The following is a 26,193-nucleotide window of genomic DNA, read 5'->3' on the forward strand; positions in this document are numbered from 1 at the left end:
CAAGTCTCCAGACGGGCAGGGCCCGTCTTGATCACGCGCCTTGCAACGTCAATGCTTGCAGAATGTTGTCCAGTGCCTGGTCTGCCAGCAACCTGAGTTCCTCATCGGTACGGTCCTGAATCGGGTGTTGGACGAAAACCATCTTCGGCTCCATCCCCAATGCCTTGGACTGCATTTTTGCCGCGTCGATGAACTCGGTCGAGGCAATGCCTACTCCGGGTATCTGTCTGCCTTCCAGGTCGCCTATATCATGCATACAGCACGAGGTACAGGAGCCTCAGTCGGCCAACCCTTCAACGAGCACGTCACACTCACTGGCGATCTGTTGTTTCAGATCAGTGGGTGCAATGCGAGCGAATGTGGGCTTGCGATAGCGTTTCACTTCGATTCCGCGCTCACTGAGAAGCTCGTCCAGGCGATCCAGCAACACGTTGCCGCGTGCCTTGGAAATGTCCAGCAGGCCGACAGTAAGCCCGTCGAGGGTCGCCGGCCGGGCTGTCAGGCTTCGGCTGGCCGCAGAACGCTCGGCGGTTGGGTCGAGCAGTACGGTTGGCGATGTCATGCCAATACCTCCTTGCTAACCGGGGTGGAGCCGGTTGGGCCAGACGCAGCCCAGCCAGCGATTACGGCGGAAAACAGACCGGCCGGGCCACCGGCCCGCACGATCATCAATCCACCAGGACGAAATTTGGGTAAATCAGCGCCAGCGAAATTCTCCGGCATGCCTTCGGTAATACCCTGGGCGCCCATGACCAGATCCTTGCCTGGCAGGGTCAATAACCTGCCTAGCTCCTCATGCAGGCGCGCCTTGCTCCAGCCGGCATCGGTAAATACGCGGCAATGCTCCGGTGATACCACCAGCATCGCATCGCCGTGCATCACCAGCTTGTAGTGGTCAACCGAGCGTAGCGACAATGCAAAACTGCGGGCCAGGGATTCGGGTGTGCGGGATTTCTGGTCAACGATCGCCTGCACCCCTTCAGCGGCGAACAGGGTGACGACCGACTGGTCTGCGCTGAAACCCCGCTCCACCGCCAGGGAATCCCAATCACTGTCCTCTGCTTCTGCAAAGCAGAAAGTGTACTTGCCCGGAGTACCCATGGTGGCGCGATCAATTTCGCCGGGACGGCCGCCGCCGATGTTACGCACCACCAGTTGCAGGGCGCGCCCGATGCTGGCATTGGCCCGATTACCCTGGCCCAGGCAGTTGACGCCGGAATTCATGCCTACACGCTTGGCCGCCGGACCGTTCACCAAAACCAGCGGGCTGGCAAACATGGTGGTGCAGAGCAGGCCGTGCATGCCGAATTCGTCAATCAGTGCAGCTTCGACCGCGGCCAGCACCACGGGCATATATTCGGGTTTGCAGCCAGCCATTACCGCATTGATCGCCACCTTCTCGACGGTGCAGGGCACCAGGTCCGGCGGCATTAATCCCAATACCTCGTCGGCTTTGCGAGTGGTGCCCTGGAGCATGCGATAGACGCGTTCCGGCGTCGGTGGAACGACTGGCAGGCCATCGCTCCAACCACGCTCGTGACAGGCTTCGATGGGATCTTCGCTTTCGCCGATTTCCACTTCGCGGGAATTGAACTTGACCGCGCCGAAGCGGATGGCCAGGCGGTCGGCGACGCCTGGATCCTGGGTTTTGGACCCACACCCTGGGCGAGATGCGGGTAGATCAGCACCTAACCCGGATACGCCGCTGAGCTTTTCCCAGTCTTCTCGAAACCAGCCGTAGGTGCGATCAACTTCTGCACCTTTTGCACGGTGGATCAGTGTCGGCACAATTTCACAGTTGAGTTGCCAGGACCATTCCAGGCTGTCATCAGCAATTTGCTGGCCACGGCCCACGTCGAAATCAGCGGTGTCCTGCACTATGACAGTCAATGGCAGCGACCCGCCAGCCAACTGGGCGAGCACGGGTTCAATGAGGGCGCAGGTTGGACAAGCGCGCTTGAGGATAACGATGAGTCCATCAGGTAGTGTTTGCATACAAGAGTTGTAGCAGCTTATGCCTGTCAGGCAAGCACTATCATCAGGTTTGATGGGGCAGGGCTGTTGTCGCAAATCGAGACACACGACCGCGTCTATGCCAGATCTGCTGCAGTCGTGTGCCCGTAAACCCGTTTCAAACAGCGAGGCTTGGTCGAGTTCCACGACCCTTTGCAGTCACGTCCGTCAGTAATGCGGACAGGCGCACGTCTGCGCCCAGTACGTAGCGTAATCGACCTTCCATGTCGAATACGGGAGTAGAGAGCGTAAAACAGAATGCGTCCGTCGCAGATGATCTGTACACCGGGCTGATGTGGGGAGCTAGCTGTTCCTTGGCCGCACGGAACCATGGGCGCGTGGACCAGTTCTTGCCGCGCACGCTGTTCTTGGCCACAGGCAGATCTGCGGCCAAGATGTTTTCACTGACCTGGATGCCATCGGCGCCCACGAGATACAGCAATTCCAGACGATTGTCGCGGGCGATGCATTGCTGCATGGCCCGCTCTGCATCGCGAATGCTGGCGATCATGGAGGGCTCTGCGGCCAGGGCTGTAACGCTTTTGCGAATCTGCTGGTGGATACCAAGCTGGAAATCGCCAAGACCCTCCAATAGCCTGTCGCTCTCATTGCGTACGGCATCACTATGCTCGCGCACCGCGGTGGCGCCAAGCTGCAACTCACCTGCCACATCAGCTACGTTCTGTACGTCCTTACTGACAGAGCGTACTGCTGCGCCAATTTGCTCAGTGCCGCTGGCCATACCGGCAACGCGTTGATCCAGCCGTTCCATCGCGCTCGTGGCTTCAATAAGACCCTGGTCTACACTCTGAATACCTTTTTGACCATCGACGACTGCCTGATGCATGCATTCGCCTGCTTGGTGTAACCGCTGCATACTGGATCGAAAGCCGTCGATGATCTGGCTGACCTGATTGGTTGCTTCAGTGGTGTTGCCCGCCAGGCGTCGGACTTCGTCTGCGACCACCGCGAAGCCTCGACCGAGTTCTCCGGCGCGAGCAGCTTCAATGGCGGCATTCAATGCCAGCAGATTGGTTTGCTGGGAAATGGTCGCAATCATGACAATAACCTGGTTGACCTCCTCAATCTGTTTGCCTAACTGAATGATTTCACTGGCTAGCTGCTCTTCCGTATTTTGAATAGTCTGCACCTGCCTGAGCACCAGTTGGCTCTCACTGGTGCAGTCTTTGAGCTGAGTGGTGACATCGCTGGAAAGGTCAGCTACAGCAGTGGCCCCCGGGACCAGCTCAGCCTCGAGACTGGCGCTGATTTCCTCTACAGCGCTGGCTATTAGTTCGGAAGACTGCGCCAGTTGTTCTCCATGGATTTCAGTAGTACGCGCAATTCTGGCCAGTTGAGGTGCATGGGAGGCTATGCCCACCGCTGCGTGCAAGCTCAAGGTAATGCGTTGCTGTAGCTTGGCGGTGAAATGCCCAAGCTTGCCAATCAGCCCAGGTTGAGCTGGGATCTCCAGGCTCAGATCCATATCCTGAAATAAGCGATCCAGCCGCCGTGTGTCGGTTTTGCCGTTTCGGTTGAGGTTGAAAATGCCCATGGCAGCTCCTTGCGGGGGGGGGGGGGATGTCAGATTGATATTACCTATGTCTGCCATCAGCTTAAGCAAGGAAGATGCCAGCGCCGGGTAAGCGCTAGCGGGCATGCAATCAGCTGCGAAATAACAGCAAGGTTGTGGAGCTGCGCCATCTTCGAGCGGTAAGCGCTTAATTGGGGCGTAGCCCGATTTTCAGACACCACAACGACTTCGGGCGGCCAAGGCCGCCCGAAGGGTTACAACTGCGCTGCTGTTAACCAGAGATCAGGCGTTGGTCCAACGCTTCAGCACCAGCGTAGCGTTAGTGCCGCCAAAACCAAAGCTGTTGGACATCATCAGGTTCGCGGCCTGATCAGCCTTTTCGCGAAGAATTGGCAGGCTGCCGACGTTTTCGTCCAGCTCATCGATGTTCGCGGAGGCGGTAAGGAAATTGTCGCGCATCATCAACAGGCAGTAGATGGCTTCCTGTACACCAGCAGCACCCAGGGAGTGGCCAGTGAGACTCTTGGTCGAACTGATCTTTGGCGGCTTGTCGCCAAACACCTCACGAATAGCCTTCAGTTCTGCGACGTCGCCGACCGGAGTGGAGGTGCCGTGCGTGTTCAGATAGTCAATGTCGCCTTCCACGGTTGCCAGTGCTTGCTGCATGCAGCGTACTGCGCCTTCACCGCTGGGTGCGACCATGTCATAGCCGTCGGAGGTGGCGCCATAACCAACCACTTCAGCGTAGATTTTTGCTCCGCGCGCCAGGGCATGCTCGAGCTCCTCGACCACGACCATGCCGCCGCCACCGGCAATCACGAAACCATCCCGCTTGGAGTCATAAGCCCGTGAAGCTTTCTCCGGGGTGTCGTTGTATTGAGTAGAGAGGGCGCCCATGGCGTCGAACAGCATTGACTGGGACCAGTGCTCCTCTTCACCGCCGCCAGCAAAGACCATGTCCTGCTTGCCCATCTGAATCTGCTCCATTGCGCTGCCAATGCAGTGAGCGCTGGTAGCGCAGGCCGAGGAGATCGAGTAGTTGATGCCCTTGATCTTGAATGGTGTTGCAAGACAGGCTGATACGGTGCTGCCCATGGTGCGGGGTACGCGATAGGGTCCAATCTTCTTAACGCCTTTTTCGCGCAGAATGTCGACCGCTTCCATCTGGTTCAGGGTCGAGGCGCCGCCACTGCCGGCGATCAGCCCTATGCGAGGGTGGCTGATCTCTTCGGCAGTCAGGCCGGCATCGGCTATCGCCTGTTGCATGGACAGATAGGCAAAGCCAGCGGCGTCGCCCATGAAGCGCTTGACCTTGCGGTCAATGGCGGCATCAAGGTCAATGTCCACACTACCGGATACGTGGCTGCGTAAGCCCATTTCCGCATAGGAGGGGTTATGGCGGATACCTGATTTGCCGGATTTAAGGCTGGCGGCAACGCTTTCAAGGTCTTGACCGAGGCAGGAGATAATGCCCATTCCGGTAATGACGACACGACGCATGGTGAGAATCCTCAGAAGCTATCGGTAGAAGTAAACAGACCTACACGCAAACCTTCAGCGGTGTAGATCTCGCGGCCATCGACGGCCATGCTGCCGTCGGCAATACCGAGGGTCAGTGAGCGGTTGATAGTGCGCTTGATATGTATGGTGTAGGTGACCTTCTTGGCGCTGGGCAAAACCTGGCCGAAGAATTTCACTTCGCCGGAGCCCAGGGCGCGGCCCTTGCCTGCGTAACCCAACCAGCCGAGGTGAAAGCCTACCAGTTGCCACATGGCATCCAGGCCAAGGCAACCGGGCATGACAGGGTCGCCTTCGAAGTGGCAGGCAAAGAACCACAGGTCGGGATGTATATCGAGTTCGGCGACTATTTCGCCCTTGCCATATTTACCGCCAGTGTCGCTGATGTGGGTAATACGATCGATCATCAGCATGTTGGGGGCGGGTAGTTGTGCGTTTCCGGGTCCGAACAACTCGCCACGGCTGCACTGAAGCAGCTCTTCCCGGTTGTACGCATTCTGTTTAGACATGTTCGCTCCTGCTCATCCCCGTTCGGTGGGGCGGTATGGTTTCTGCGTAACGAGTGCAATAGCGACTCGTCAGCGTAAGCTAGACTGCCCGCCCGACTGGAAAGTCACAAAAATGCGCTACGCCGGCAGCTCAGGCGTTGAGGATACCTGCGATGACTGCTGAGAACAAAGTTTCTGTCGCGCTCGAACCGGCGTAGCTGATCTGGATCAATCCCCGCCAGCCCGACTGGAGCTGGCAGGAATGGGTTTGGTAATTCAATCGAGCTCGCCGAACTGTTCCTGGAACTGGTCGCGCAGCTCGCGTTTCAATACCTTGCCAATGGCACTGCGCGGAAGTTCGTCAGTCAGAATCAGGCGGTTCAGACGCTGGGTCTTGCCAACGCGCTGGTTGAACCACTCGCGAATGCTGTCAGCCTCGGTGTTGGTGCCGGGCTTGAGAACTGCATAGCCTACCGGTGTTTCCCCCCAGCTGCGGGACTGTACGCCGATGACGGTGACGTCCTGCAAATCCGGATGCTTGCGTAGCTCGAGTTCCAGGTCACTGGGATAGATATTGAATCCCCCTGTGATAATCATATCTTTACGGCGATCCATCAGGGTAAGGAAGCCATCTTCATCAAATCTGCCGACATCGCCAGTGCGAATAAAGCGCTTGCCTTCGGAGTCGTACCATTCGGCCTCAGCTGTTTTCTCCGGCTTGTTCAGGTATCCGGTCATCATTGCCGGGGAATGCCCCACAACTTCGCCAACCGAGCCGAGCGGCAGCTCCTTGCATTCTTCATCAATTACGCGGATATCGTGGTTCTCTAGCGGCTTGCCCACGGTGTGCAGCTTGTCGGGGAATTGGTGGGCTGCGAGCATGCAAGACCCGCCGCCTTCTGTCATACCGTAGAACTCGATGAGACCACCCGGCCAGCGCGCCAGAATGTCGGCCTTGAGTTCGGCATGGAAGGGTGCACTGGTACTGAATTTCATCTGAAAATGCGACAGGTCGTAATTATCAAAATCCTCCCGAGCCATGAGCCTCTGATATTGCACCGGTACCAGCATGGTATGTGTCACCTGATGCTGCTCTGCCAGTTTCAGATAAGCCGCACCATCAAACTTGGACATCAATACGACAGTACCGCCCAGGCCCAGCGTGGGCAGAAATGAAACCAGGGTAGTGTTGGAGTACAAAGGCGTAGAAATGAGGGTGACACAATCGGGGCCGTAGCCGAACACCAGTCCCCGCTGAATATGTGACCAGCGCATCCCGTGTGACTGCACGATGCCCTTTGGTTCGCCCGTAGTACCGGAAGAATAGATGATATTGAATGGCATCTCTGCAGTGATGTTAACCGGCTTGGGTACAGCATTGTCCAGCCAGGCACTGAAGCTTTCATCCGTCCGGCTGTCGTCCATGCTCAACAGGCGAATCTGTTTGGCGGCATCGATCGTTGCCAGTGCCTGATCAACAGCCTGATCAACAAACACCAGCCTGGCTGCCGAGTCGCGAATCATGGTCATCAGGCTTTCAGGAGTAGAAGAGGGGGCGAGCGGCGCGACCACAACGCCTGCACGCAGAGCGCCTATATACAAAAGGGCATAGGCAATCGAGTTGCTGCCACAGATGGCGATGCTGTCACCGACAACCAGCCCGTCGCGCTGCAATGCGGCGGCTACCCGGTTTGCCTGTTGATCCAGTTCGCGGAAATTGAGTTGCTTACCTTCCTGGACGAGGGCTGGGTGATCACCGCGTTCTGCGGCGTGGCGAGCGATGAGTTCCGGAAGCAGACAAAATGGAGTATCGAGGGTAACAGGCGTAATTGCTGTAGCGCTCATTGACGGTCGGCCCTGTGCTGGTTGGTATGGTATGGAGATGCCTTCAGGCATTGCGGTAACTTAATAGCCGCTTAGTATCGCTTCTCCGCACACGCTTTGACAGGCACGAAATGTCAGGCAATCAGGATCATCAATGATTGTTTTGATCAATGCGTAGCCAGGTGTCGAGGCTGCGTTGCAGGGCCTGACGCGACACCGGCTTGCTGAGAAAGTCCTGCATGCCTGCCTCGATACACAGCCGGCGGTCCTCCTCGAAGGCACTGGCGGTCAGGGCAATGCAAGGTGCTGGTCGGATACCCCGTGTCTCGCACTCTGCGAGGTAGCGCCTAAAGACGCTGATGCCGTCAATGTCGGGCAGGTGCAAGTCCATCAGAATGACAGAGAACTCCTGTACTCCTTCGCCGAGAATATCCAGCGCCTTCTGGCCGTTTTCAACTGTAATGACGCTGTGTTCCAGCGTGCGCAGCATGCCCTCGATAACCATCTGGTTCACCGGATTATCCTCGATGAGCAGCAAGGGTCGGGGGCTATACACGATTTTTTCTGGCAGGTTCTCGACTGTGACTATATCGGATCCTGCTTCGGCAAGGGGCAGAGGGATGCCGAGGGTAAAACAGGAACCTTCGCCTTCCTTACTGCTTGCAGTCAGTTGGCCGCCCATCTTCTCGGCGAATGTCCGGGCAATGGACAACCCCAGACCGGTGCCGCCAAACCGTCGTGAAGTGCTGTTGTCTGCCTGACGGAATGCATCGAACATGCTTTCCAGCTTTTGTGGGGAGATCCCTATGCCGGTGTCACTGACGTGACATTCCAGCCACAGGCTGTTGGCAGACATCCGATGCCAACTACTGGTAATTTCGATGCTGCCCTGCTCGGTAAATTTCAATGCATTGCCAATCAGGTTTACCAGAATCTGGCGGATTCTAGTGGGGTCGCCAACAACCCTGGGTGATTGCGGGTCACCGCTGCGTTGCATGGTCATTTGCAAACCCTGCTGAGCTGCCGTGTGTTCAAAGATGACTGCCGAGTGATCAATGAGGTCTGCCAGATCAAAAGGGATCTGTTCCAGCTCCAGCGCGTCGTGTTCGATACGCGAGAAATCGAGGATATCGTTGATAACACGCAACAGATGATTTGTGGACTCGCCAGCAATCTGCACATATTCGGTCTGTTCACTACTGAGGCTGGTAGTTTCAAGCAACTGAAGCATGCCGAAAACACCATTCATGGGCGTGCGCAGCTCATGACTCATCATGGCGAGAAATTCGGACTTTGCATTGTTGGCGGTCTCTGCCTCTTCCCGTGCTGCAGCCATCTCGGCCATGGTGCGGTTCTGCTCGCTGGCAGAGCGCTCCAGTGTGCTGGCAAGTGTGTTGATGTTGTGCATCAATCGACCGATTTCGTGCTGTTCGCCCTCTTCCAGTCGTACCTTCAGATTGCCTTCTTTGAGTCGCTGGACTGCTGTGCTCATGCGGGCGAGCGGCTCGGATAACGCCTTGGCCAAACGCAAGGCCAGAAATAACGCCGCGACCATTACCAGCGCTGCGAGGATAAGCGCACGGTAGAGGATTTCGTGTTGCCTGCTGCTAAATGCGCTTTCGCTCAGGCCTACGCGCACCTGGCCAAGGTAGCGGAAGCTGTCGCTGATCTGGGGTGCGCTGTCCAATAGAAAGAGATCGTTCTTGAGCGGGATCTGCTGGCGGCGGATCGCTGCGGAAAAATACCGTATGGTTTCGTCATCTGCTCCAGCTGTACCCGGCGGCAGTGCGACCAGCCGGTTGCCGTGATCATCGAAGACCTCAACACTAAGTACGTGGGGAGTATCAAGAACGCCACTGATGAGGCTCTCCAACGTACTGATATTGCCGCTGATCACGCCGTATTCGGCGGTTGGTGCCAGTTGCTCGGCGATCAGTTCCCCGGTTTCCGTAAGCTGCCGTTCGACGTCGTCGAGCCGTTCCGCAAGAAAGTAGGCAAATACCACCAAGGCAAGCAGTACCGCGGGAAAAAGTGCAATACCGATCAGCCGGTTGTGAATGCTGCCGCTTTGCCAGAGACTCATTGGGTGTCCTCCACGCGGACGAGCTCTGCGGCCAGAGCAGCATCATCTGGCGGTGCGAAGCCCATGGAGCGGGCGACTTGCTGGTTGCTGAGAACGGAAAAAAAACGCGGATATTCCAGGCGCGCATCCGAGGCGGGATTGTCCAGCAGATAATCAACGCTGCGGGCCATGTCCGCTGGCGAGCTGAATGTAGTGCTGAGGCTGCCAGCCGCGATGAAAGGAGCGCTCGGGCCAATCAATACCCGGTCGCGCGTGTAGCTTGTCAGTAGAATGGTCTTCAGGTTGTCTGCGTTGAAGATGCTTCTGTCGTCGAGCCCCATGAGTACGTCGCTTCGGTCAAGCGTGCTGACCAGGGTGCGGGCAAGGTCTTCGGGTGCAGCCAACTCCGCAATGTTCAGCTTGACGTCGTTGCTGTCAGCCGCTCTTATCCAGTGGCTGAGCTGATCCGTATCGACAGAGCTGTGCAGCAGTGCAGCTGTGCGCAAGCGCGGGATGAGCAGCTTGGCCAGGCGCAGCTGACGTTCCGGCTTGGGATTGGCCAGAATGACGCGGGCATGCCTGGGCAATTCCTTTAACGCTGATTCATTAAGGCTGCTCTGGCTGACATAAGTGGCTATGACGGGTGTGGAGCTACCTTTCGCCAGTTGCCGCTCAAGGCTTGCGACTCCCATGGTAATGATAACGTCGGCGTTGACCGCCATATTGGGTGGTTCCGTATCCAGGCTGTGCACCAGGATCTTGTCTCCAGTTCGCTCGCGTGTCAGTTCGTCGACGAACTCTTCAGTCAGGGCTGTTGGGCTTGGCACGATGACCATGAGCGTTGCAGCCTGTGAATACATGGCCAAAGAGCTCAGCCATAACAGCAAAATATGGCAGGCGAATCTCATTGCCAGCGCTCGGATACGGGCGCCCAGGTATTGTTCATGGCGACATTCCTTGTGCCTGTCTGTCATCAGTCAGTACTGCCTGCGGGTAGAGCCGCCTCAGAAATCAAGCTCGGCGCTGACGTAATAGTGGCTGCGATTCTCGTAAAGGTTCTCGGGCCAGGTGAGGCCTTCGTCATCCAGTCGATATTGCCAGGTCAGTGCCAGTTCCAGATTATTGGTGCCGGAGCCAAACCGCTTGGCAACCCGGCCATCCAGCCGTTCAAATCGACGTTCATTGAGCATGTCAGCCCCGTAATATATCAGACTGCTTTCAAAGCCTGCCGGCCACTCTCGCAGCCATGCCGCCGAACCACTGTTGCGGGCGGTCAGCCGCTGGTCAAGCCGATTCGTCGCTACAAAATCGATATAAGCATAGGTTAGCCGCACTCTGTCGCGGCGACTCATTTTCCAGTCCAACTGAGTCTCGGCACCCTGGAAGCGACTAAAGCTGTCATTGTTTGGCACGAAGTTAACAATCTGCAGCGGTTGACTGATCATGTTGCTGATCTCGTCGTAGAAGACTTTTATGTCGACCGAGAGGGCAAGATTTGAGAAGTAACCGTTGTACCCCAGCTCTCGGGACCGCATCCTTTCCTGTTCCAGATCTCCGGGACCACGGGCAAGGGCGTAGTACTTGTCGCTGCCGGAAACCGGTCCGCTCAGGTTATTTGCTGTATAGGTCCAGTTGGCATTGTTCTCATACATGTCGGGTGAGCGGACAGCTTCGGAATAAACCGCACGAAGACTATGGGTCGGACGCAGAAAATAGTGCGCTGCCAGTCTGGGCGAGAATGAAAAACCACTCAGTCTGTCTTCCTCGGCCATGGCGCCGGCATGCAATAGCCAGCGATCATGAGGCCGATACTCGAAGTTGGCGAAAAGCTGGCCAATCTGGTTGTCTACCCGGCCATCAAAAAAGGTGTCCGAACGTGCCTCGTCATAGCGAAGGCTGCCACCCAGCACTGTCCGCAACGAGTTGCTCAGTTGCAGCGTATTCTGAACCTCTACTTCGTAACGGGTCTCGCGCAGATTCTCGTTGAGATCCCAGCAGGCAGGCTGACCATCGCGGGCTGCCTGATGCTCGGCGACCAGGGCGTCCACTAATGGGAGCTTGTCTGGTGGCAGGCCATCGTAACGTACCAGGTAGTCGCTATAAAAAGCTGGGTCGCCCCAGGCGCCGCTGCGGTTGCGCAGAATGTAATTGAGGCGGCGAGGGTAAACGTTCCCCAGCTCGGCCAATTCACGCAGTAATGGCGAAAACACAATGGGTGAATCACAGGCGCGCCACTGGGCGAGGCGTTCCATATGTTGTGCGTAGGCCTTCACTTCAAGGCGGTTGGTGGGCGATAGATCGTTCTTCCAGTGCAGCTGGGCAAAGTAATCCCGTGCTGTGGTGTCTGAGTTGGGCTCGTGCTCAGCCATCTCCCGATCAAACCTGAAAGAAAGGTCGGAGGGTTCGGCCATTACCGTATAATCATTCTCCAGCTGGTTACTACCTTCCTTGGCTCCAAGTTGCCATTGCAAACTCTGGTTCGCACTCAGGGTGGTTTCCCCCAGCAGATTGAAGGCATTCAGCCTTCTGCTGTCGCGATAATCCTTACCATCGTCATCAAAGTCGAACCCCGTGTCCTCCTTGGCGAACAGGCTCAGCCGCGCGACACTGTTTTGCAAACTGAAGCCATGGCTGGCGTAGAGGTCATTAACCCCGCGATTGCCCTGGGTGATTCGTACCTGTGTCCCTTGGCGCAGTTCGGGAGGTGTTGAAATGATGTTGATGACCCCCATCAGTGCGTTGGCACCATAGGCGGCGGTATTGGGTCCGCGGAAAACCTCGATACGCTCGATATCTTCTACAGCCAGAGGTATGTCGGTCCAGTCCACCGTTGCTAGGCCAGGCCTGTAGACCGAGCGGCCATCTACCAGTACCTGCATGCGACGTGCTTCGGTGGTATTGGTACCGTGATAGTTCACGTTGCTGCGGTGTCCCAGCAGGTAGCCGACCATCATGCCAGGCACCAGGCGCAGAATTTCGGGTACATCGCGTGCCCCACTGGCTCGAATCAATTCCCTATCAATAACCGTCATGCTGCCGGGAATTTCGGCGGGGGATTGCTTCAGGCGGGTTGCGCTGAGTACAGAGGGCAGCTCAAGCGGCTGCAGAACAATATCATCCATGGCAAATGCCGGGAGGCTTAAAGCCACACCCAGCAAGGGTAACAATCTTCTTGTTGAATAAGATGCCATTATTATGCAACCAGGGTAGTCATGTGCTGCCATATTACCTGCCGTGATCACATTTACCAGTGAACTTTGTCGGATTTTGCTGTCCAAGCCCGCCTAGTTTGCGATGTGAATTATACTGGCTGCAAACCTCAGCTGAAGGAATTGGCATGACTGACAAGAAAATTTCCGTATGCGTTTTGGGCGGAGGAAGTTTCGGAACAACGCTGGCCGGGCTGATGGCTGCTCGGGGCGTCCCGGTTACACTGTGGCTACGTGATGAAAAAGTTGCCGCGGAAATTGCTGGAGAGCATGAGAACAAGCGTTATATGCCCGGTTTCAAGCTGGACGCGCGCCTTGTTGTCACAACCGATATGCATGCCGCTGTTGCAGCCGCCGATATGGTGTTCCTGGCCATCCCGAGTAGTGCCTTTCGCTCGGTCCTACACGATATTGGTCCTCAACTGGCCGGTAAGGATGTGATCAGTACCACCAAGGGTATTGAGCAGCCTGGTTTTCTGATGATGAGCGACATTGCCGGGCAGGAGGCGCCGGGTGCGCGGATCGCTGTGTTGTCCGGACCCAATCTGGCAAAGGAAATAGCTACAGGCGAGTTGACGGCTACAGTGGTGGCTAGTGAAGACCAGGCGCTCTGCAGCCGAGTACAGGCTGTGCTTGGCAGCAGGCGTTTACGGGTATATGCGAGCCAGGACAAATACGGTGTGGAGCTGGGCGGAGCCCTCAAGAACGTATATGCGATCATCTCCGGGATGGCCGCCGCTTTGGGCATGGGCGAAAACACCAAGAGCATGCTGATTACGCGCTCTCTGGCTGAAATGAGCCGCTTTGCGGTGCACATGGGTGCCAGTCCAATGACCTTTCTCGGCCTTGCTGGTGTCGGTGACCTTATAGTTACTTGCATGTCGCCACTTTCGCGCAATTACCAGGTTGGATTTGCCCTGGGGCAGGGCCATACACTCGACGAGAGCGTAGCTCAGCTTGGCCAGGTCGCGGAAGGCGTAAACACCTTGAAGGTGCTCAAGCAGAAGTCGGACGAGGAGGGGGTTTATATGCCTCTTGTGACAGGGTTGCATGCCATATTGTTCGAGCAGCAACCTCTAGATGCTGTGATCGGGCGTCTGATGAGCGCTGAACAAAAGGATGACGTGGAATTTTCTGCGTTCATGTCCTGCACACCATTGGAAAAGGAGTAGTAATGGACGCTTTCAAACGCACAGTCACCTCAGCGGATTATTGGCTGCGAGTGATTTACACGCTGCTTCTGGCCTTGGCCTGGCAGGTCACGGAGTTGCTTCTGGTCGCTGTGACGGTACTGCAATTGGTATTCAAATTATTCACTGGAGAGTCGGATTCACGACTTGCCGGCTTCGGTAACAGCCTGTCCCAATATGCATGGCAGATCGGACGTTTTGTTACTTTTGCCTCGGATCAGAAGCCCTGGCCCTTCATGGAATGGCCGGACCCTGAGACCCAGTGGGTTCCGGCAGCTCGCCACTCGAGCGAGCCGAACTCGACTGACTCCGAGCTCAAATGAAAATCTGGATTCTCCGCCATGGACAGGCTGAGCCCATGGCAGCCAGCGATCCGGAGCGCGCGCTGACCCTGCGCGGTCGTGAAGAGGTGCGCAGGGTCGCACATCTTCTCGCAGGGGAGTCACTGGATACTATTCTTGCAAGCCCTTACGTACGTGCGCAGCAGACTGCAGAACAGGTGTGCCACGAGATTTCCTATCCGCGCGCCATCGCTACTGCCGCCTGGTTGACACCTGATGACGATCCACGCCAGGCGCTTGACTTTCTAGCTGAGCGTGCCGAGCGCAACCTGCTGCTGGTCAGTCATCAGCCTCTGGTCAGTCAATTGATCTCTTTGCTTGTCGATGGCCACAGGAGTGGCCATTACCCCATGCCAACAGCGGGGCTCGCCTGCATCGAAACGGATTTTCCCGCCGCAGGAATCGGCCGGCTACTGATGCTGAAAAGTCCCGGCGAACTTCCTGCCTGATTTTGCGGTCTTCAAACTGGCAGTTTTGCTGCAACAATCCAGGCCCGTTTCGTCTTGGCAGGAAGAAGGCGGCGTGGGATAGTGAATTTTGGATAGGTAGTTTTCAACTCGCAGTCTTATCCATAAGAAAAACAAGACAGACCGAGGTGGTGTAATGGAAGATCAGGCCAAATCGACCGACGCGACGGCGCTGGCGGCGTTTTATCGGCGCGAGCGACTGCATCCGGAAAAGACTTACCTGGTTCAACCCTTGCCCGACGGTCAGGTGCAGAACTACAGCTGGGGCGAAGTAGGTGCCCAGGCCCGTCGCATTGCCAGCTACCTCCTGAGCCTCGATCTGCCGCCGCAGAGCCATATCGCATTGATATCCAAGAATTGCGCTCACTGGATCGTGACAGATTTGGCGATATGGATGGCAGGCCATATCTCCGTACCTTTATACCCCAATCTGACCGCCGACTCCGTGCGCCAGATCCTCGAGCATTCCGAGGCTCGCGCGGTGTTTGTCGGCAAGCTTGATGAGTGGGCCAGCATGCGTTCGGGGGTGCCGCAGGATATACCCAGGATAGGCTTGCCTCTGGCACCGGATGACCCTGATCTTCTCACCTGGCAAGCCCTGCTCGACGCTCACGAGCCTCTGCCGGGCACGCCCTCCCCGGAGCCTGATCAACTGGCTACGATCATTTACACGTCAGGCACCACCGGCATGCCCAAAGGGGTGATGCTCAGCTTCCAGAACATGTATTTCTCGGCCAACAATTGTCTGCGCCTGTTCAATATCAGCGATCAGGATCGTTTACTTTCCTATCTGCCGCTATGTCATGTAGCCGAGCGGCAGTTTGTCGAAATCGCCTCTCTACTGGCAGGAGAAACCATTTTCTTTGCCGACAGCCTGGATACTTTTCAGCGCGATATGCAGCGGGCCAGGCCAACAGTCTTTTTCGGCGTGCCGCGTATCTGGGTCAAATTTCACCTGGCAGTAATCAGCAGGGTCCCGCCGCGCTTACTGGATACATTGCTCAAGGTTCCGGTTCTTGGCCGGATCGTGGGACGTAGGGTGCTGGAGGGCCTGGGGCTTGATCAGATTCGTTATGCGGTGTGCGGCGCTGCGCCGGTGGCAGACAGCACAATGGCGTGGTATCAGAGCCTGGGCCTGAATATCGCGGAGGTTTATGGTATGACCGAGAACTGCGGCTACTCACATCTTGGTCGCCCCAAACGTTACAAAAAGGGTTGGATCGGCCTGCCTAATCCGGGAGTTGAGTGCCGGCTTTCCGAGGACGGGGAATTGTTGGTGCGCAGCAACGGCACCATGCAGGGGTATTACAAGGAGCCGGAAAAAACGGCTGAAACCATTACCCCGGATGGCTTCCTGCGAACGGGTGATATCGGGGAAATAGACAACGAAGGCTTTCTGCGACTCACCGGCCGGATCAAGGATATTTTCAAGACGTCAAAAGGCAAGTATGTAGCTCCTGCGCCGATCGAGAACCTCCTGTCGGCACATAGCAGGGTGGAGCAGGTGTGTGTGGTGGGCAATAACCTGCCCCAGCCGCTGGCGCTGGTCCAACTCTCCGAGGCAGGCGTTCATGAAGCAGGAGAAAATCGTCAGCAGCTTGCCCGCAGCCTGGCTGCCTTGATGGAGGAGGTCAACGCCGTTCTGGCCCGACATGAGCAATTGAGTTGCCTGGTTATTTTGGAGGATTCCTGGACTGTCGAGAACGGCTCCATGACGCCGACCCTGAAAATCAAGCGCAACGTCGTTGAAGCGACTTATCAGGACCGTTTTGAGGACTGGTCTGTCAGCGGCAAGCATGTAGTGTGGCAGGCAGAGGGTTGATAAACACAGCGTCATGAGTGGAGAGGAGGCAGGTCTGATGGGTATCTGGAAACAGGAAGTTGAGTTGGATCAGTTGCACGGTGGCCAGAGCATCAACACGCTTCTGGATATCCGTTTCGAAGATTTTGGTGATGACTGGATCAGCGCGAGCATGCCGGTGGATCACCGTACACATCAGCCCTACGGGATTCTGCATGGTGGTGCGTCGGTTGTGTTGGCTGAGACACTCGGCAGTACTGCTTCGTACTTGTGTATTGACAAGGACAAGTTCTACTGCGTTGGTCTGGAGGTTAACGCCAATCATCTCAAGGCAGTCCGTGCCGGCAGGGTCACCGCGGTAGCAAGACCGGTCCATCTGGGACGTACCACGCACGTGTGGGACATCCGCCTGCACAACGAGGAGGGTGAGGCGACCTGCATATCACGGCTGACCATGGCAGTCGTGCCCATAAAGTAACATAGACAGGACAATGCCTTGATACAGGTGCCGGGTTATAGCCGGCTATTCATGCTGGTCGCCATTACTTGTCCTGATTGGAGACTCCACATAGATTGCGCTCTAAAACCGGGCTCGATCTGACTCACTGGTCTTGTACCCTACCGGCCTTCGGCATGCCAAACAGGATAGTCTTCAATGCAAGCAAACAGTCATGAAGTGCGTTTTTCCCTGCCATCACTCGAAGTTGCGGCGAAGGTCTGGGGAGATGCAGATGGACTGCCCGTTATCGGGCTACATGGTTGGCTGGACAACGCAGCAACCTTCGATCGTCTCGCACCTCACCTGTCGGGTATTCACCTGGTAGCCCTGGACTTGCCAGGCCACGGGCTTTCAGGTCATATGCCCGCGGCAGGCTACAGTCTCTGGCAGCAGGCCGCTACCGTGCTTCAGGTGGCAGAGAGCCTGGGCTGGAAGCGCTTTGCCTTGCTGGGTCATTCCATGGGCGCGATCATCAGCGGAATTCTTGCAGGCAGCTTGCCAGACCGGGTGATGGGCGCCTGCCTTATTGATGGCCTGCTGCCTTTTACCTCCGAGGCCGAAGAAGCGCCCAGGCAGATGGCACGCTTCTTTGATGCCAGCCTTGCCCTTGCGGACAAACGTAAACCTGTTTACGACAGCGTGGCCAAAGCTGTTGATGCGCGAGCCCGTGGTGGTAATACCGCTCTAAGTCATGAGGCTGCTGCCTTGCTGGTGGAGCGGGGGCTGATGCCCGAACATGGAGGCTGGACCTGGCGAACCGACCCGCAATTGATGCTACCCTCACCCATGCGATTGACCAGCGAACATGCTGCGGCGTTCATTGAAGCTATCCAGTCACCTGTTTGTCTGGTGCTGGCCAACCAGGGTGTAATGCACAAGCACCCGCAGGTAGTAGAGCGGATCGAACGTTTTGCGCACATCACGCGCCACGACATTGATGGCGGCCATCACCTGCACCTTGAGGAGCAGGCCGAAGAAATAGCAACGATATTTGACAGTTTTTTTGCCAAACTGGCGTGATTGTCGATGCTGCACGGGAGGCATCGCGATACGCTGGTATGAAAACCACAACCAGGAGTATCGATGTCACTCACAGCTTTTAACCGCCACGTTCAGGTTTGCCTGGGGTCGCTACTTCTTGCTCCGCTGGCGCTGGCTGAGACCGTCCCGCAGGGTCTGAGCATCAATCCCTTTCCGGGCGCTCAGATAACCGACTCCAAGGTGCTACCTCAGGCCGATCACGCGGTGGTTATCGGCCTGGTGCGCAAGGTAAACAACCGTCTGCGGGCCGAGAGGGAGGTGCGTGCGACGGGCGAGCTTATCAGGGTGACATTCGAAATTCCCCGCATACACTCCCGAGCCGAAGGGTTCGAACATGTCAGGGATCAGTTGCTGGCTCGTCCACATAGCATGCTGTTCTACTGTGAGGGCAGGGAGTGCGGTGCCAGTAGCCTGTGGGCAAACGAAGTACTGGACAACTCCAGGCTCTATGGTCCGGAGGAAAACCAGGCGTACCTCTCGGTGAGACTGGAGGAAGATCCGCAGCGTCTGGTGAGTGTCTACGCCATAACTCGGGGTAACCAGCGTTCTTACGTACATGTTGATCAATTCACGCCCGAAGAGCCGATTGTCGAACCGCTTTATCCAACACCCTCGACCCTGTTGAAGTTGCTCCACGCCAATGGACGTCTGGCACTACCTGGGCTGGAGCTGGGGCTTGTAACTGAAAAACCGCGTGCGGAGGATCCCGAAGTCTGGATCAATCTGGTCAATCGCATGCTGCGCTCTGACACTCGTGTGCGAGTGGCAATCAGTGGTCAGCAGGCACCGGCAGTGATGCAGCGTCTGATCGATCTGGATATACGTTCATCGCGACTGGAAATAGGTCAGCCGTACCCGGAAACGGGCATTGTTATCGACAAGATATGAGGTCTTGTTGGCTCTGGCTTCAGTCCGGTTCGATCAACAGGCGGTCTGGCAATGCCTTGATCGCTAGCCAGTCAAACAACTGACTGCGGTATCGGCCTTCGTTGTAAAGCTCGGCCTGATCATCATAGTGAGGGTCCAGTGGGAAGCCTGACTGCCCCATTGGCAAGATGCTCAACGTACCGTTGAGGTCAGCCAGGTCAATCAGGCGCCGCGTTGAGGGACCTGCCTTGATCTCGTAGCGGTTGCCCCCGACGTCGAATGACATGCTGTTGAGGCTTTCCCGGCCGCCATCGACGGGAGTAGCTTCGCTATCGAAAAAACCGCCAAAGGGCAGGCGTTCACTCAATGGATGCCTATGTTGCAGAACGGCAAGCCTTCCCCAGGTCCACTTTTGCGTTTCCACTCCCAGATCCTGCGAGAGAGATTCGATAGTTCTTATCCAGGCCTGTTCGATCGCTGCCTGGCGGCCATCCATTATGGGTTGCTGGCGGTTGTCCCACCACGGCGAGGCGGGCTTCCAATACAGGCTGAAAAGGCTCTTCTCGGCCATGAGCGTATTGCGGAAAATGGCAAAGTTTTCTCCAAGCTCGTCGGCAAAAAGCGCTTCCAGCAGATGGTCCTGCCAACGCTGATACACGGCCGCACCTATTTCATCGCGGTTGAAGCTGCCGTCCCATTCGGCAAGCGTTGCAGCGGCTCTGGCAGCAGGCGCGCGCAGATCAGCGCTGAGCAATTGATCACTGAACAGGGGTAGAGCATCCTTGAGCACAGCCAGGGCCTGGGCACGGTGGGTGTCCAGCTGCATTGTCTTGAACTGTGAGAGGTCGAAGGTTTCCTCATTGCCGAGGAGCTCCTCGAGTCGCTTCGCCCGTTCCGAAGGAGCGTAATAGCCCGGCAGGAGCCGTCGCGGGTTGCTCTCCGGAAAGGGATTGTTCGCGCTGAATACATGGCCTTGGCCGGGATTTACCATGCGCGGATTCGCTGTAAAAGGCTGATAGCCGCGAAAGGCGTCGCCGCTGATGCTGCCATTGAGCAGGCTGAAGCCATTGTTGCTGTTCGGCCAACGTTTGATCAGTCCAATTGCCCACATGGCAATGTTGTCTTCGATATCGGCGTAGATCAGGTTGAGGCCGGGGGAGACATGCAGTGAGGCTGCCTGTTCAAACTCACCCATGCTGGCGGCGCGGGATAATCCGTAAAATGCCTTGGCAGAGTCGTTGGTGGGATCAAGAAAGGTCCAGAACAGGCTGACCGGCTGCCGGTCGCTTTCCAGGTCCCCGACCGATTGGCTTAATGGATCATTGATAATCGGCCCGTGGTGAGAGCTGCGCAGCCTTATCAGACGGTCTTCATGGCCCCGAATCTTGATCACTTCCTCGTGTATTGCCAGATCCCGCCAGCCTTTGTCAGCCTCCCAAACCTGGCTGGGATTGTCAGGATTGACCCGCTCGCGATAAAAATCGATCTCATCGTTCATGAGCATTGTCAGCCCCCAGGCGTGGCGCCGCGTCTGCCCAAGAAGGGGGAAGGGCATACCACCCAGGAAATGGCCATATACCTCGTGCTCGGGGGTCCTGATGTGGGCTTCAAACCAGACCGCAGGGGCGGCGAAACCAATGTGTGGGTCATTGGCGAGCATGGGAGCGCCGCTGCTACTGCGACTGCTGTTGACTGCCCAGGCGTTGCTGCCCAGAAACTGACCGGCGGGCAGGTGCCGCTCTACGTTGGCAACCCGGCCCAGCAGTTCATCCGCCCAACGGTTATCGTAAGTCCCTGTCACTGGTTCAGCCGGAGCGCTGCTGGGTGGGATGCTCTCTGGCCAGCCGGGAACCAGATCCTGCATATGTCGCTTTCCCAGCTTGCCCCGAACCTGGTCGGTAAGGGCATCGGTCTTGAAGGCTTCGGCAAAGGAATAGGCCATGTAGCCCATGATGTGCGCGATATCTTCGGTGGAAAAGTAGTCCGGGCGGGTCAGCAGGAGGCTGTATTCCAGCGGCTGCCCACCCTGGTCAATATACTGATTGATGCCGTCTTGGTAGGCATGGATCAACTGCACATGGGGCTGATCGCCCTGGGTCTCCAGGTAGGCGGCATAACGCTGGGCGAAGCGGTTTATGCCCAGCGAACGGAAGAATCGGTCCGTTTCGAGCGAATCGGCACCGAAAACTTCGGAGAGTCTTCCCGCGCCAATACGGCGTAACATATCCATCTGGAACAGGCGTTCCTGAGCGTGTACGTACCCCAGTGCGCGGTAAGCATCGGCGTCATGCTGCGCATCAATATGCGGTACACCCCAGGCGTCGTAGAATACCGAGACCGGTGCGCGCAGACCCGACAAGTCAAGCTGCCCGTTGCGTTTGGGCTCTGCCCTGTGCAAGCCCCAGCCAATCAGGGTGCCGATCACCGCCAGAAGCAGCAGCACGACCAGTATTATTTTCAGGCAACGAAATAGACGGGGTGTGAGCACGGAAGACCTTATGCGCCGGAGGACATCCGGGCATCATGCGCAGACCGGCTTTCGTCGTCAATCTACATCGACAATCAAGTAAACAGGGGCAATACAACCCATGACGCAAAGAGTGGCATTGGTATTGGGCAGTGGCGGTGCCCGCGGCTACGCGCATATCGGCGTGATCGAAGAAATCGAGCGCCGCGGTTACGTGATCGAGTGCATCGCCGGCTGCTCAATGGGCGCGGTTGTTGGGGGCATGCATGCGGCCGGCAAGTTGCAGGAGTACCGCGAATGGGTGTCGGGTCTTGATTATCTGGACGTGTTGAGACTGCTGGATATCGGATTTGGCAACATGGGAGCGATACGCGGCGAGCGGGTATTCGGCAAGATCCGGGAAATAGTTGGCGAGCAGCGCATCGAAGATCTGGCCATAGATTTCACTGCCGTTGCTACCGATCTTACCAACCAGCAGGAGGTATGGTTTCAGCAGGGTTGCCTGCATCAGGCCATGCGCGCTTCTGCAGCGATTCCCAGTCTGTTCTCCCCAGTGCGCCAGGGCGACCGGGTACTGGTCGATGGCGGGCTCCTCAACCCTTTACCGATTGTTCCTGTGGTGTCGTCCCATTGTGATTTGATAATCGCGGTGAATCTCAATGGCATGCGTACCAACGGCTACAGCCTTCCCGTGATCGAACGCCCGGCGCCGATGCGCCAGCAATGGGATCAATGGATGGAAACGCTGAGCATGCGCAACTGGCGTATGCGACGCGACGCTATCGGGGGCAAGGGTTTTATTGATGAAGTGGATTTTGTCGACGGGCCGGAGGAGGAGGTAGTGGTGGATGAGCCCGAGCAGGGTGGCCCTGGGTCAGCCCGTGGTAATTCTGCCACGGCTCACCCGACACCTGAGGTGCCTGCTGGGCCGGCCAGTCTCCTGGAGTTGATAAACCTGTCCTTCGAAGCAATGCAGGCGTCCCTGACCCAGTACAAGATTGCCGGGTACCCACCGGATGTCGTCATAGATGTGCCCAAGCGACTGTGTCGCTTCTTCGAGTTCCAGCGGGCGCCGGAGCTGATCGAGTTAGGTCGGATAGTGGCCAGCGACACCCTGGACCGCTACGAGAGTGGCAAACCCTGAGGCTCGCTGACGTGTTAAAGTTCGGCCTTTGTGCCCAATGCTGGAGAGCAGGATGAATGAGACAGTGCGCTTGACCGAATACAGTCATGGTGCCGGATGTGGCTGCAAGATTTCACCAAAAGTACTGGATGAGATTCTGTCGGTCGGTGACGCCGGCCCTGATTTTCCGCAGCTATGGGTGGGTAACCACAGTCGCGATGATGCCGCGGTTTTCGGCATCGACAGCGAGCAGGGCATTGTCAGCACTACCGATTTCTTCATGCCGATAGTTGATGACCCCTTTGACTTCGGCCGCATAGCTGCAACCAACGCAATCAGCGACATTTATGCGATGGGCGGCTCGCCGCTGATGGCCATTGCCATACTGGGTTGGCCGGTAAATGTTCTGCCGGCACATATCGCCGGGCAGGTGATCGCAGGAGCCCGCTCGGTATGCACCGAGGCAGGGATGCCACTGGCCGGAGGGCACTCCATCGATGCGCCCGAGCCTATTTTCGGCCTGGCGGTGACGGGACAGGTTATGCGTAGCCAGCTCAAGCGCAATGACCAGGCTCGCCCGGGGGCGCTGCTTTACCTGACCAAGCCGCTGGGTATCGGCATTTTGACCACCGCTGAGAAGCAGAAGAAGTTGCGCGCTGAAGATGCCGGTGTTGCGCGGGATCTGATGTGTCAGCTCAACACTGCGGGAGCCCGCTTTGCAAAGCTCCCCGGCGTGCAGGCAATGACCGACGTTACCGGCTTTGGGCTGCTTGGTCATCTGGCGGAAATGGCCGAGGGCTCCGGCGTCAAGGCGCAGATAGAAGAGAGCCGTGTGCCGCGCCTGTCCAGCGTTGCCTATTATCTCGCGCAGGGGTGTGTGCCCGGAGGATCGGGGCGCAATTTTGACAGTTACGGACACAAGATCGGGCCCATGCCCGAGGCCTGGCGTGATCTGCTGTGTGATCCTCAGACCAGTGGCGGACTGTTGGTGGCCGTGGATCCGGCGGCAGAGGAGGCGTTTCAGGCTGAGGCCCGGGCAGCAGGATTTGATCTGCAACCCATCGGTAAATGTGTCGAGGCCGATGGCGGGGCCTGGGTCGAGGTAACCTGATGCGCGAAAACACCGAGGATTTTCGACGGATTTTTTTGCAGTCCACGCCCATGATGGATTTGCGCGCGCCGATTGAGTTCAACAAGGGTGCGTTTCCTGGCGTCGTCAATCTGCCACTCATGACGGATGACGAACGCCAGCAGGTAGGCACCTGTTACAAGCACTCCGGTCAGGAGGCAGCCATTGCTCTGGGCCATAAACTGGTGAACGGCTCGACCAAAGAACAGCGGGTCGAAGCCTGGGCTGGCTTTGCCGCGGCCAACCCCGAGGGGTATCTCTATTGTTTTCGCGGTGGGCTGCGTTCTCAGTTGGTGCAGCAGTGGCTGGCCGAGGCGGGTATTACCTATCCGCGCATTATTGGCGGCTATAAAGCCATGCGTCGATTCCTTATTGATAGCCTCGAACACAGTGTTCAGACCCTGCCGTTGAATATTGTTGCCGGTCTTACCGGTACCGGTAAGACCGAAGTGATAAAGGCAGTGAAGAGCAGTCTGGACCTGGAGGGCCATGCCCATCATCGCGGCTCCAGCTTCGGGCGTCATGCGACCCCTCAGCCGAATCAGATCGATTTTGAAAATGCACTCGCCATAGAGGCGTTGCACGTAACAGAACAGGGCGCAGGGCAACTGGTACTGGAAGATGAAGGCCGTATGGTGGGCAGTTGCACTGTGCCACTTGAGCTCTTTCGGTTGATGCAGCAGGCACCGCTTATCTGGCTTGAAGACACCTTTGAAAACCGTGTGACGCGTATCCTTGGCGACTATGTGGTCGATATGCATGGTGAGTTTGCCGCTCTGCATCCCGATGACCCCCAGCAGGCCTTTGACCAGTTCGCCGAGCATCTCACTGGTGGTCTGTTACGAATACGCAAGCGTTTGGGCGGCGAAAAACAGCAGGCGTTGCTGGGAATAATGGAAAGCGCCCTGGCTGAACAGAAACGTACGGGCAGCGTTGATGCGCACCGGGATTGGATAGCAGGTCTTCTTACGGATTATTACGACCCCATGTATGCCTACCAGCGTAGTGGCAAGGATGAGCGTGTGGTGTTCAGCGGCGATCAGTCCTCGGTGGTTGAATACCTGAGGGACCGGACCCTTGTGTCAGTCTCTTGAGCTTGCATAGGCAAAGCGTATGAAGTGTGAACATCAAGGCTGATCTGGTCTGAATATGACGCTTGGACTGGTATCATTACTTCTGGTTGAAACTGTCAGGAGTTGGTACGCATGAGCAAGACATTCAGCGGCAAAGTCGCACTGGTTACCGGCGGCGCTGCGGGCATTGGTCAGGCGACCGCCGAAGCTTTCGCTGCTCAGGGAGCCCGGGTGGTTGTATCGGACATCGATGAAGAACGCGGCCAGTCCGTCGTCGAGGGAATCAGAGCGGCGGGCGGGGAGGCCGTTTTTGTGCAATGCAATGTGGTCAGTGCTGATGAGGTCAAGGCATTGATGGCGTCAGTGATCAGTCACTATGGCCAACTCGACTGCGCTTTCAATAATGCCGGCATCGAGATCGAGCAGGACAAGCTGGCTGATGGAAGCGAAGCGGTGTTCGACAGCATCATGGATGTCAACGTCAAGGGTGTCTGGCAGTGCATGAAATACGAAATTCCGTTGATGCTGGCCAATGGCGGTGGCGCAATCGTGAACACGGCTTCGGTAGCCGGATTGGGCGCTGCGCCGAAAATGAGCATCTACAGCGCCAGCAAGCATGCGGTTCTGGGCCTGACCCGCTCGGCCGCGGTTGAATATGGCAAGAAGGGTGTCAGGGTAAACGCGGTATGTCCTGCCGTTATCGACACCGAAATGTTTCGTCGGGCAGCTGCATTGGAGCCCCGCAAGGCCGAGTTTGCCGCAGCGATGCATCCGGTAGGCAGAATCGGCAAGGCGGAGGAGATTGCGGCTGCGGTACTCTATCTGTGTTCGGAAGGCGCCGCCTTTACTACCGGTATCGCGCTTCCAGTCGACGGCGGCTCTACCTGTATCTGAGTGGCTGGTGCTCGAGGGTCTATTCGTCCCGACCCTCGAGCATGGTGCGTTTCAACAGCACATAAACCGATCCGGTGCCGCCGTGGCGCGGAGTGCAGGAAGTAAATCCGAGTACTTTGCTGTGCTGCCTGAGCCAGGTGTTCACGTGGCTCTTGAGTATCGGGTTACGTCCGTCCTTGCGTTGTGCCTTGCCATGGGTCACACGGACGCAGCGAATTTCCATTCGGTTGGCTTCTGCCAGAAACTCCCAGAGTAACTCCCGCGCCTTTTCCACCGTCATGCCGTGTAGGTCGATCGATCCCTCGAAGGGTATCAGTCCGCCCTTGAGTTTGCGCAATTGGCTCTCCTGCACGCCATTGGCAGCCCAGGCAAGCTCCTCCTCGGGCAACACATCAATAACGAATTGATCCGAGAGTCCGTCGACTTTCAAGCGGTTGGTTGGCTGCACTGCCAGTTGCCTGGCGGCCTTGATACGCGCTCTGTCGGTTTTAGGCTTGCCGGTATCGGCCTGATCGACCTTGATCGGTCTGGCGCCTTTAATCGCCTGACGGAAGAGGTCCAGGTCATCCAGGTCTGTATGGTCTTTGCTCATCGGGAATCGATCATTTGGCAAAAATTGAAGTGTATCAGTAGTCTCCGGGCGCATGGAGGGT

At 57.0% G+C, this 26,193-nt stretch carries 22 protein-coding genes; 11 read left to right on the forward strand and 11 right to left on the reverse strand.

Features of this window, described 5'->3' with window-relative positions; translation table 11 throughout:
- Positions 1 to 31 precede the first annotated feature (31 nt).
- The 9 genes from FZF01_RS19750 to FZF01_RS14415 all read right to left on the reverse strand — a co-directional run bounded on the left by FZF01_RS19750 (position 32) and on the right by FZF01_RS14415 (position 12,561).
- Positions 32 to 562, reverse strand: a complete 531-nt coding sequence (locus FZF01_RS19750) for a UGSC family (seleno)protein (protein WP_308420837.1) — start codon at positions 560 to 562, stop codon at positions 32 to 34.
- Positions 559 to 1,995, reverse strand: a complete 1,437-nt coding sequence (locus FZF01_RS14380; protein WP_150278908.1) for a thioredoxin domain-containing protein — start codon at positions 1,993 to 1,995, stop codon at positions 559 to 561. The genes FZF01_RS19750 and FZF01_RS14380 overlap by 4 nt, the downstream gene beginning before the upstream one ends.
- 136 nt (positions 1,996 to 2,131) lie before the next feature.
- Positions 2,132 to 3,568 carry a methyl-accepting chemotaxis protein gene (locus tag FZF01_RS14385; RefSeq protein ID WP_223825536.1) on the reverse strand — a complete coding sequence of 479 codons (1,437 nt, stop codon included), beginning with the start codon at positions 3,566 to 3,568 and terminating at the stop codon, positions 2,132 to 2,134.
- 261 nt (positions 3,569 to 3,829) lie between these two features.
- Complete coding sequence (gene fabB / locus FZF01_RS14390; protein WP_150278910.1) at positions 3,830 to 5,047, reverse strand: beta-ketoacyl-ACP synthase I; 1,218 nt, start codon at positions 5,045 to 5,047, stop codon at positions 3,830 to 3,832.
- 11 nt (positions 5,048 to 5,058) lie between these two features.
- Positions 5,059 to 5,574, reverse strand: a complete 516-nt coding sequence (gene fabA, locus FZF01_RS14395) for a 3-hydroxyacyl-[acyl-carrier-protein] dehydratase FabA (RefSeq protein WP_150278911.1) — start codon at positions 5,572 to 5,574, stop codon at positions 5,059 to 5,061.
- Between the two features lie 255 nt (positions 5,575 to 5,829).
- The gene (locus tag FZF01_RS14400) at positions 5,830 to 7,398 is read right to left on the reverse strand and encodes a class I adenylate-forming enzyme family protein (protein WP_150278912.1); all 1,569 of its coding nucleotides are present in this window, start codon (positions 7,396 to 7,398) and stop codon (positions 5,830 to 5,832) included.
- Between the two features lie 130 nt (positions 7,399 to 7,528).
- Positions 7,529 to 9,460, reverse strand: a complete 1,932-nt coding sequence (locus FZF01_RS14405; RefSeq protein WP_150278913.1) for an ATP-binding protein — start codon at positions 9,458 to 9,460, stop codon at positions 7,529 to 7,531.
- Complete coding sequence (locus FZF01_RS14410) at positions 9,457 to 10,413, reverse strand: hypothetical protein (RefSeq protein WP_150278914.1); 957 nt, start codon at positions 10,411 to 10,413, stop codon at positions 9,457 to 9,459. The genes FZF01_RS14405 and FZF01_RS14410 overlap by 4 nt, the downstream gene beginning before the upstream one ends.
- Before the next feature lie 30 nt (positions 10,414 to 10,443).
- Positions 10,444 to 12,561, reverse strand: a complete 2,118-nt coding sequence (locus FZF01_RS14415; RefSeq protein WP_223825537.1) for a TonB-dependent receptor plug domain-containing protein — start codon at positions 12,559 to 12,561, stop codon at positions 10,444 to 10,446.
- Positions 12,562 to 12,776: 215 nt separating this feature from the next.
- Between FZF01_RS14415 and FZF01_RS14420 the strand changes: the two genes are divergently transcribed.
- From FZF01_RS14420 to FZF01_RS14450, 7 genes are all read left to right on the forward strand, one after another.
- Positions 12,777 to 13,820 carry an NAD(P)H-dependent glycerol-3-phosphate dehydrogenase gene (locus FZF01_RS14420; RefSeq protein WP_150278916.1) on the forward strand — a complete coding sequence of 348 codons (1,044 nt, stop codon included), beginning with the start codon at positions 12,777 to 12,779 and terminating at the stop codon, positions 13,818 to 13,820.
- A 2-nt stretch (positions 13,821 to 13,822) separates the two neighbouring features.
- The gene (locus tag FZF01_RS14425; protein ID WP_150278917.1) at positions 13,823 to 14,161 is read left to right on the forward strand and encodes a DUF4389 domain-containing protein; all 339 of its coding nucleotides are present in this window, start codon (positions 13,823 to 13,825) and stop codon (positions 14,159 to 14,161) included.
- Positions 14,158 to 14,628, forward strand: a complete 471-nt coding sequence (gene sixA, locus FZF01_RS14430) for a phosphohistidine phosphatase SixA (RefSeq protein WP_150278918.1) — start codon at positions 14,158 to 14,160, stop codon at positions 14,626 to 14,628. Before FZF01_RS14425 ends, sixA begins: the two co-directional genes overlap by 4 nt.
- A gap of 154 nt (positions 14,629 to 14,782) precedes the next feature.
- Positions 14,783 to 16,468, forward strand: a complete 1,686-nt coding sequence (locus FZF01_RS14435) for an AMP-binding protein (RefSeq protein ID WP_150278919.1) — start codon at positions 14,783 to 14,785, stop codon at positions 16,466 to 16,468.
- 37 nt (positions 16,469 to 16,505) lie between these two features.
- Complete coding sequence (locus tag FZF01_RS14440) at positions 16,506 to 16,925, forward strand: hotdog fold thioesterase (protein WP_150278920.1); 420 nt, start codon at positions 16,506 to 16,508, stop codon at positions 16,923 to 16,925.
- A 177-nt stretch (positions 16,926 to 17,102) separates the two neighbouring features.
- Positions 17,103 to 17,966, forward strand: a complete 864-nt coding sequence (locus FZF01_RS14445; RefSeq protein WP_150278921.1) for an alpha/beta fold hydrolase — start codon at positions 17,103 to 17,105, stop codon at positions 17,964 to 17,966.
- A gap of 63 nt (positions 17,967 to 18,029) precedes the next feature.
- A complete protein-coding gene (locus FZF01_RS14450) occupies positions 18,030 to 18,875 on the forward strand; it encodes a DUF4892 domain-containing protein (protein WP_150278922.1) in 846 nt (281 codons plus the stop codon).
- A 19-nt stretch (positions 18,876 to 18,894) separates the two neighbouring features.
- Here FZF01_RS14450 and FZF01_RS14455 read toward each other — a convergent pair whose 3' ends face one another.
- Positions 18,895 to 21,342 (reverse strand): penicillin acylase family protein, encoded by a 2,448-nt coding sequence (locus FZF01_RS14455; protein WP_188434473.1) that lies wholly within the window; start codon positions 21,340 to 21,342, stop codon positions 18,895 to 18,897.
- A 100-nt stretch (positions 21,343 to 21,442) separates the two neighbouring features.
- Here FZF01_RS14455 and FZF01_RS14460 point away from each other — a divergent pair, with 100 nt between their 5' ends.
- From FZF01_RS14460 to FZF01_RS14475, 4 genes are all read left to right on the forward strand, one after another.
- A complete protein-coding gene (locus tag FZF01_RS14460) occupies positions 21,443 to 22,465 on the forward strand; it encodes a patatin-like phospholipase family protein (protein WP_150278924.1) in 1,023 nt (340 codons plus the stop codon).
- Positions 22,466 to 22,517: 52 nt separating this feature from the next.
- Positions 22,518 to 23,555: a selenide, water dikinase SelD gene (gene selD / locus FZF01_RS14465; RefSeq protein WP_150278925.1), complete on the forward strand. Its 1,038-nt coding sequence runs from the start codon at positions 22,518 to 22,520 to the stop codon at positions 23,553 to 23,555.
- Positions 23,555 to 24,667: a tRNA 2-selenouridine(34) synthase MnmH gene (mnmH, locus tag FZF01_RS14470; protein WP_150278926.1), complete on the forward strand. Its 1,113-nt coding sequence runs from the start codon at positions 23,555 to 23,557 to the stop codon at positions 24,665 to 24,667. Before selD ends, mnmH begins: the two co-directional genes overlap by 1 nt.
- A gap of 111 nt (positions 24,668 to 24,778) precedes the next feature.
- Positions 24,779 to 25,540 carry an SDR family oxidoreductase gene (locus tag FZF01_RS14475; protein WP_150278927.1) on the forward strand — a complete coding sequence of 254 codons (762 nt, stop codon included), beginning with the start codon at positions 24,779 to 24,781 and terminating at the stop codon, positions 25,538 to 25,540.
- Between the two features lie 19 nt (positions 25,541 to 25,559).
- On the opposite strand, the gene FZF01_RS14480 is transcribed toward FZF01_RS14475, so the two are convergent.
- Positions 25,560 to 26,132, reverse strand: coding sequence for a Smr/MutS family protein (locus tag FZF01_RS14480; protein WP_150278928.1), 573 nt, complete (start codon positions 26,130 to 26,132; stop codon positions 25,560 to 25,562).
- Between the last annotated feature and the right edge of the window lie 61 nt (positions 26,133 to 26,193).

It is taken from the genome of Halopseudomonas salina, from assembly GCF_008641105.1.

What these genes read in the sequence shown, in the direction of transcription:
- FZF01_RS14405 (WP_150278913.1), bottom strand. Translation starts at nt 9,460, where the DNA reads ATGAGTCTCTGGCAAAGCGGCAGCATTCACAACCGGCTGATCGGTATT.
- FZF01_RS14445 (WP_150278921.1), top strand. Translation starts at nt 17,103, where the DNA reads ATGCAAGCAAACAGTCATGAAGTGCGTTTTTCCCTGCCATCACTCGAA.
- FZF01_RS14475 (WP_150278927.1), top strand. Translation starts at nt 24,779, where the DNA reads ATGAGCAAGACATTCAGCGGCAAAGTCGCACTGGTTACCGGCGGCGCT.
- FZF01_RS14450 (WP_150278922.1), top strand. Translation starts at nt 18,030, where the DNA reads ATGTCACTCACAGCTTTTAACCGCCACGTTCAGGTTTGCCTGGGGTCG.
- FZF01_RS14460 (WP_150278924.1), top strand. Translation starts at nt 21,443, where the DNA reads ATGACGCAAAGAGTGGCATTGGTATTGGGCAGTGGCGGTGCCCGCGGC.
- FZF01_RS14420 (WP_150278916.1), top strand. Translation starts at nt 12,777, where the DNA reads ATGACTGACAAGAAAATTTCCGTATGCGTTTTGGGCGGAGGAAGTTTC.
- fabA (WP_150278911.1), bottom strand. Translation starts at nt 5,574, where the DNA reads ATGTCTAAACAGAATGCGTACAACCGGGAAGAGCTGCTTCAGTGCAGC.
- FZF01_RS14385 (WP_223825536.1), bottom strand. Translation starts at nt 3,568, where the DNA reads ATGGGCATTTTCAACCTCAACCGAAACGGCAAAACCGACACACGGCGG.
- FZF01_RS14435 (WP_150278919.1), top strand. Translation starts at nt 14,783, where the DNA reads ATGGAAGATCAGGCCAAATCGACCGACGCGACGGCGCTGGCGGCGTTT.
- FZF01_RS14415 (WP_223825537.1), bottom strand. Translation starts at nt 12,561, where the DNA reads ATGGATGATATTGTTCTGCAGCCGCTTGAGCTGCCCTCTGTACTCAGC.
- FZF01_RS14425 (WP_150278917.1), top strand. Translation starts at nt 13,823, where the DNA reads ATGGACGCTTTCAAACGCACAGTCACCTCAGCGGATTATTGGCTGCGA.
- sixA (WP_150278918.1), top strand. Translation starts at nt 14,158, where the DNA reads ATGAAAATCTGGATTCTCCGCCATGGACAGGCTGAGCCCATGGCAGCC.
- FZF01_RS14440 (WP_150278920.1), top strand. Translation starts at nt 16,506, where the DNA reads ATGGGTATCTGGAAACAGGAAGTTGAGTTGGATCAGTTGCACGGTGGC.
- fabB (WP_150278910.1), bottom strand. Translation starts at nt 5,047, where the DNA reads ATGCGTCGTGTCGTCATTACCGGAATGGGCATTATCTCCTGCCTCGGT.
- FZF01_RS14410 (WP_150278914.1), bottom strand. Translation starts at nt 10,413, where the DNA reads ATGACAGACAGGCACAAGGAATGTCGCCATGAACAATACCTGGGCGCC.
- FZF01_RS14400 (WP_150278912.1), bottom strand. Translation starts at nt 7,398, where the DNA reads ATGAGCGCTACAGCAATTACGCCTGTTACCCTCGATACTCCATTTTGT.
- FZF01_RS14380 (WP_150278908.1), bottom strand. Translation starts at nt 1,995, where the DNA reads ATGCAAACACTACCTGATGGACTCATCGTTATCCTCAAGCGCGCTTGT.
- FZF01_RS14480 (WP_150278928.1), bottom strand. Translation starts at nt 26,132, where the DNA reads ATGAGCAAAGACCATACAGACCTGGATGACCTGGACCTCTTCCGTCAG.
- mnmH (WP_150278926.1), top strand. Translation starts at nt 23,555, where the DNA reads ATGCGCGAAAACACCGAGGATTTTCGACGGATTTTTTTGCAGTCCACG.
- selD (WP_150278925.1), top strand. Translation starts at nt 22,518, where the DNA reads ATGAATGAGACAGTGCGCTTGACCGAATACAGTCATGGTGCCGGATGT.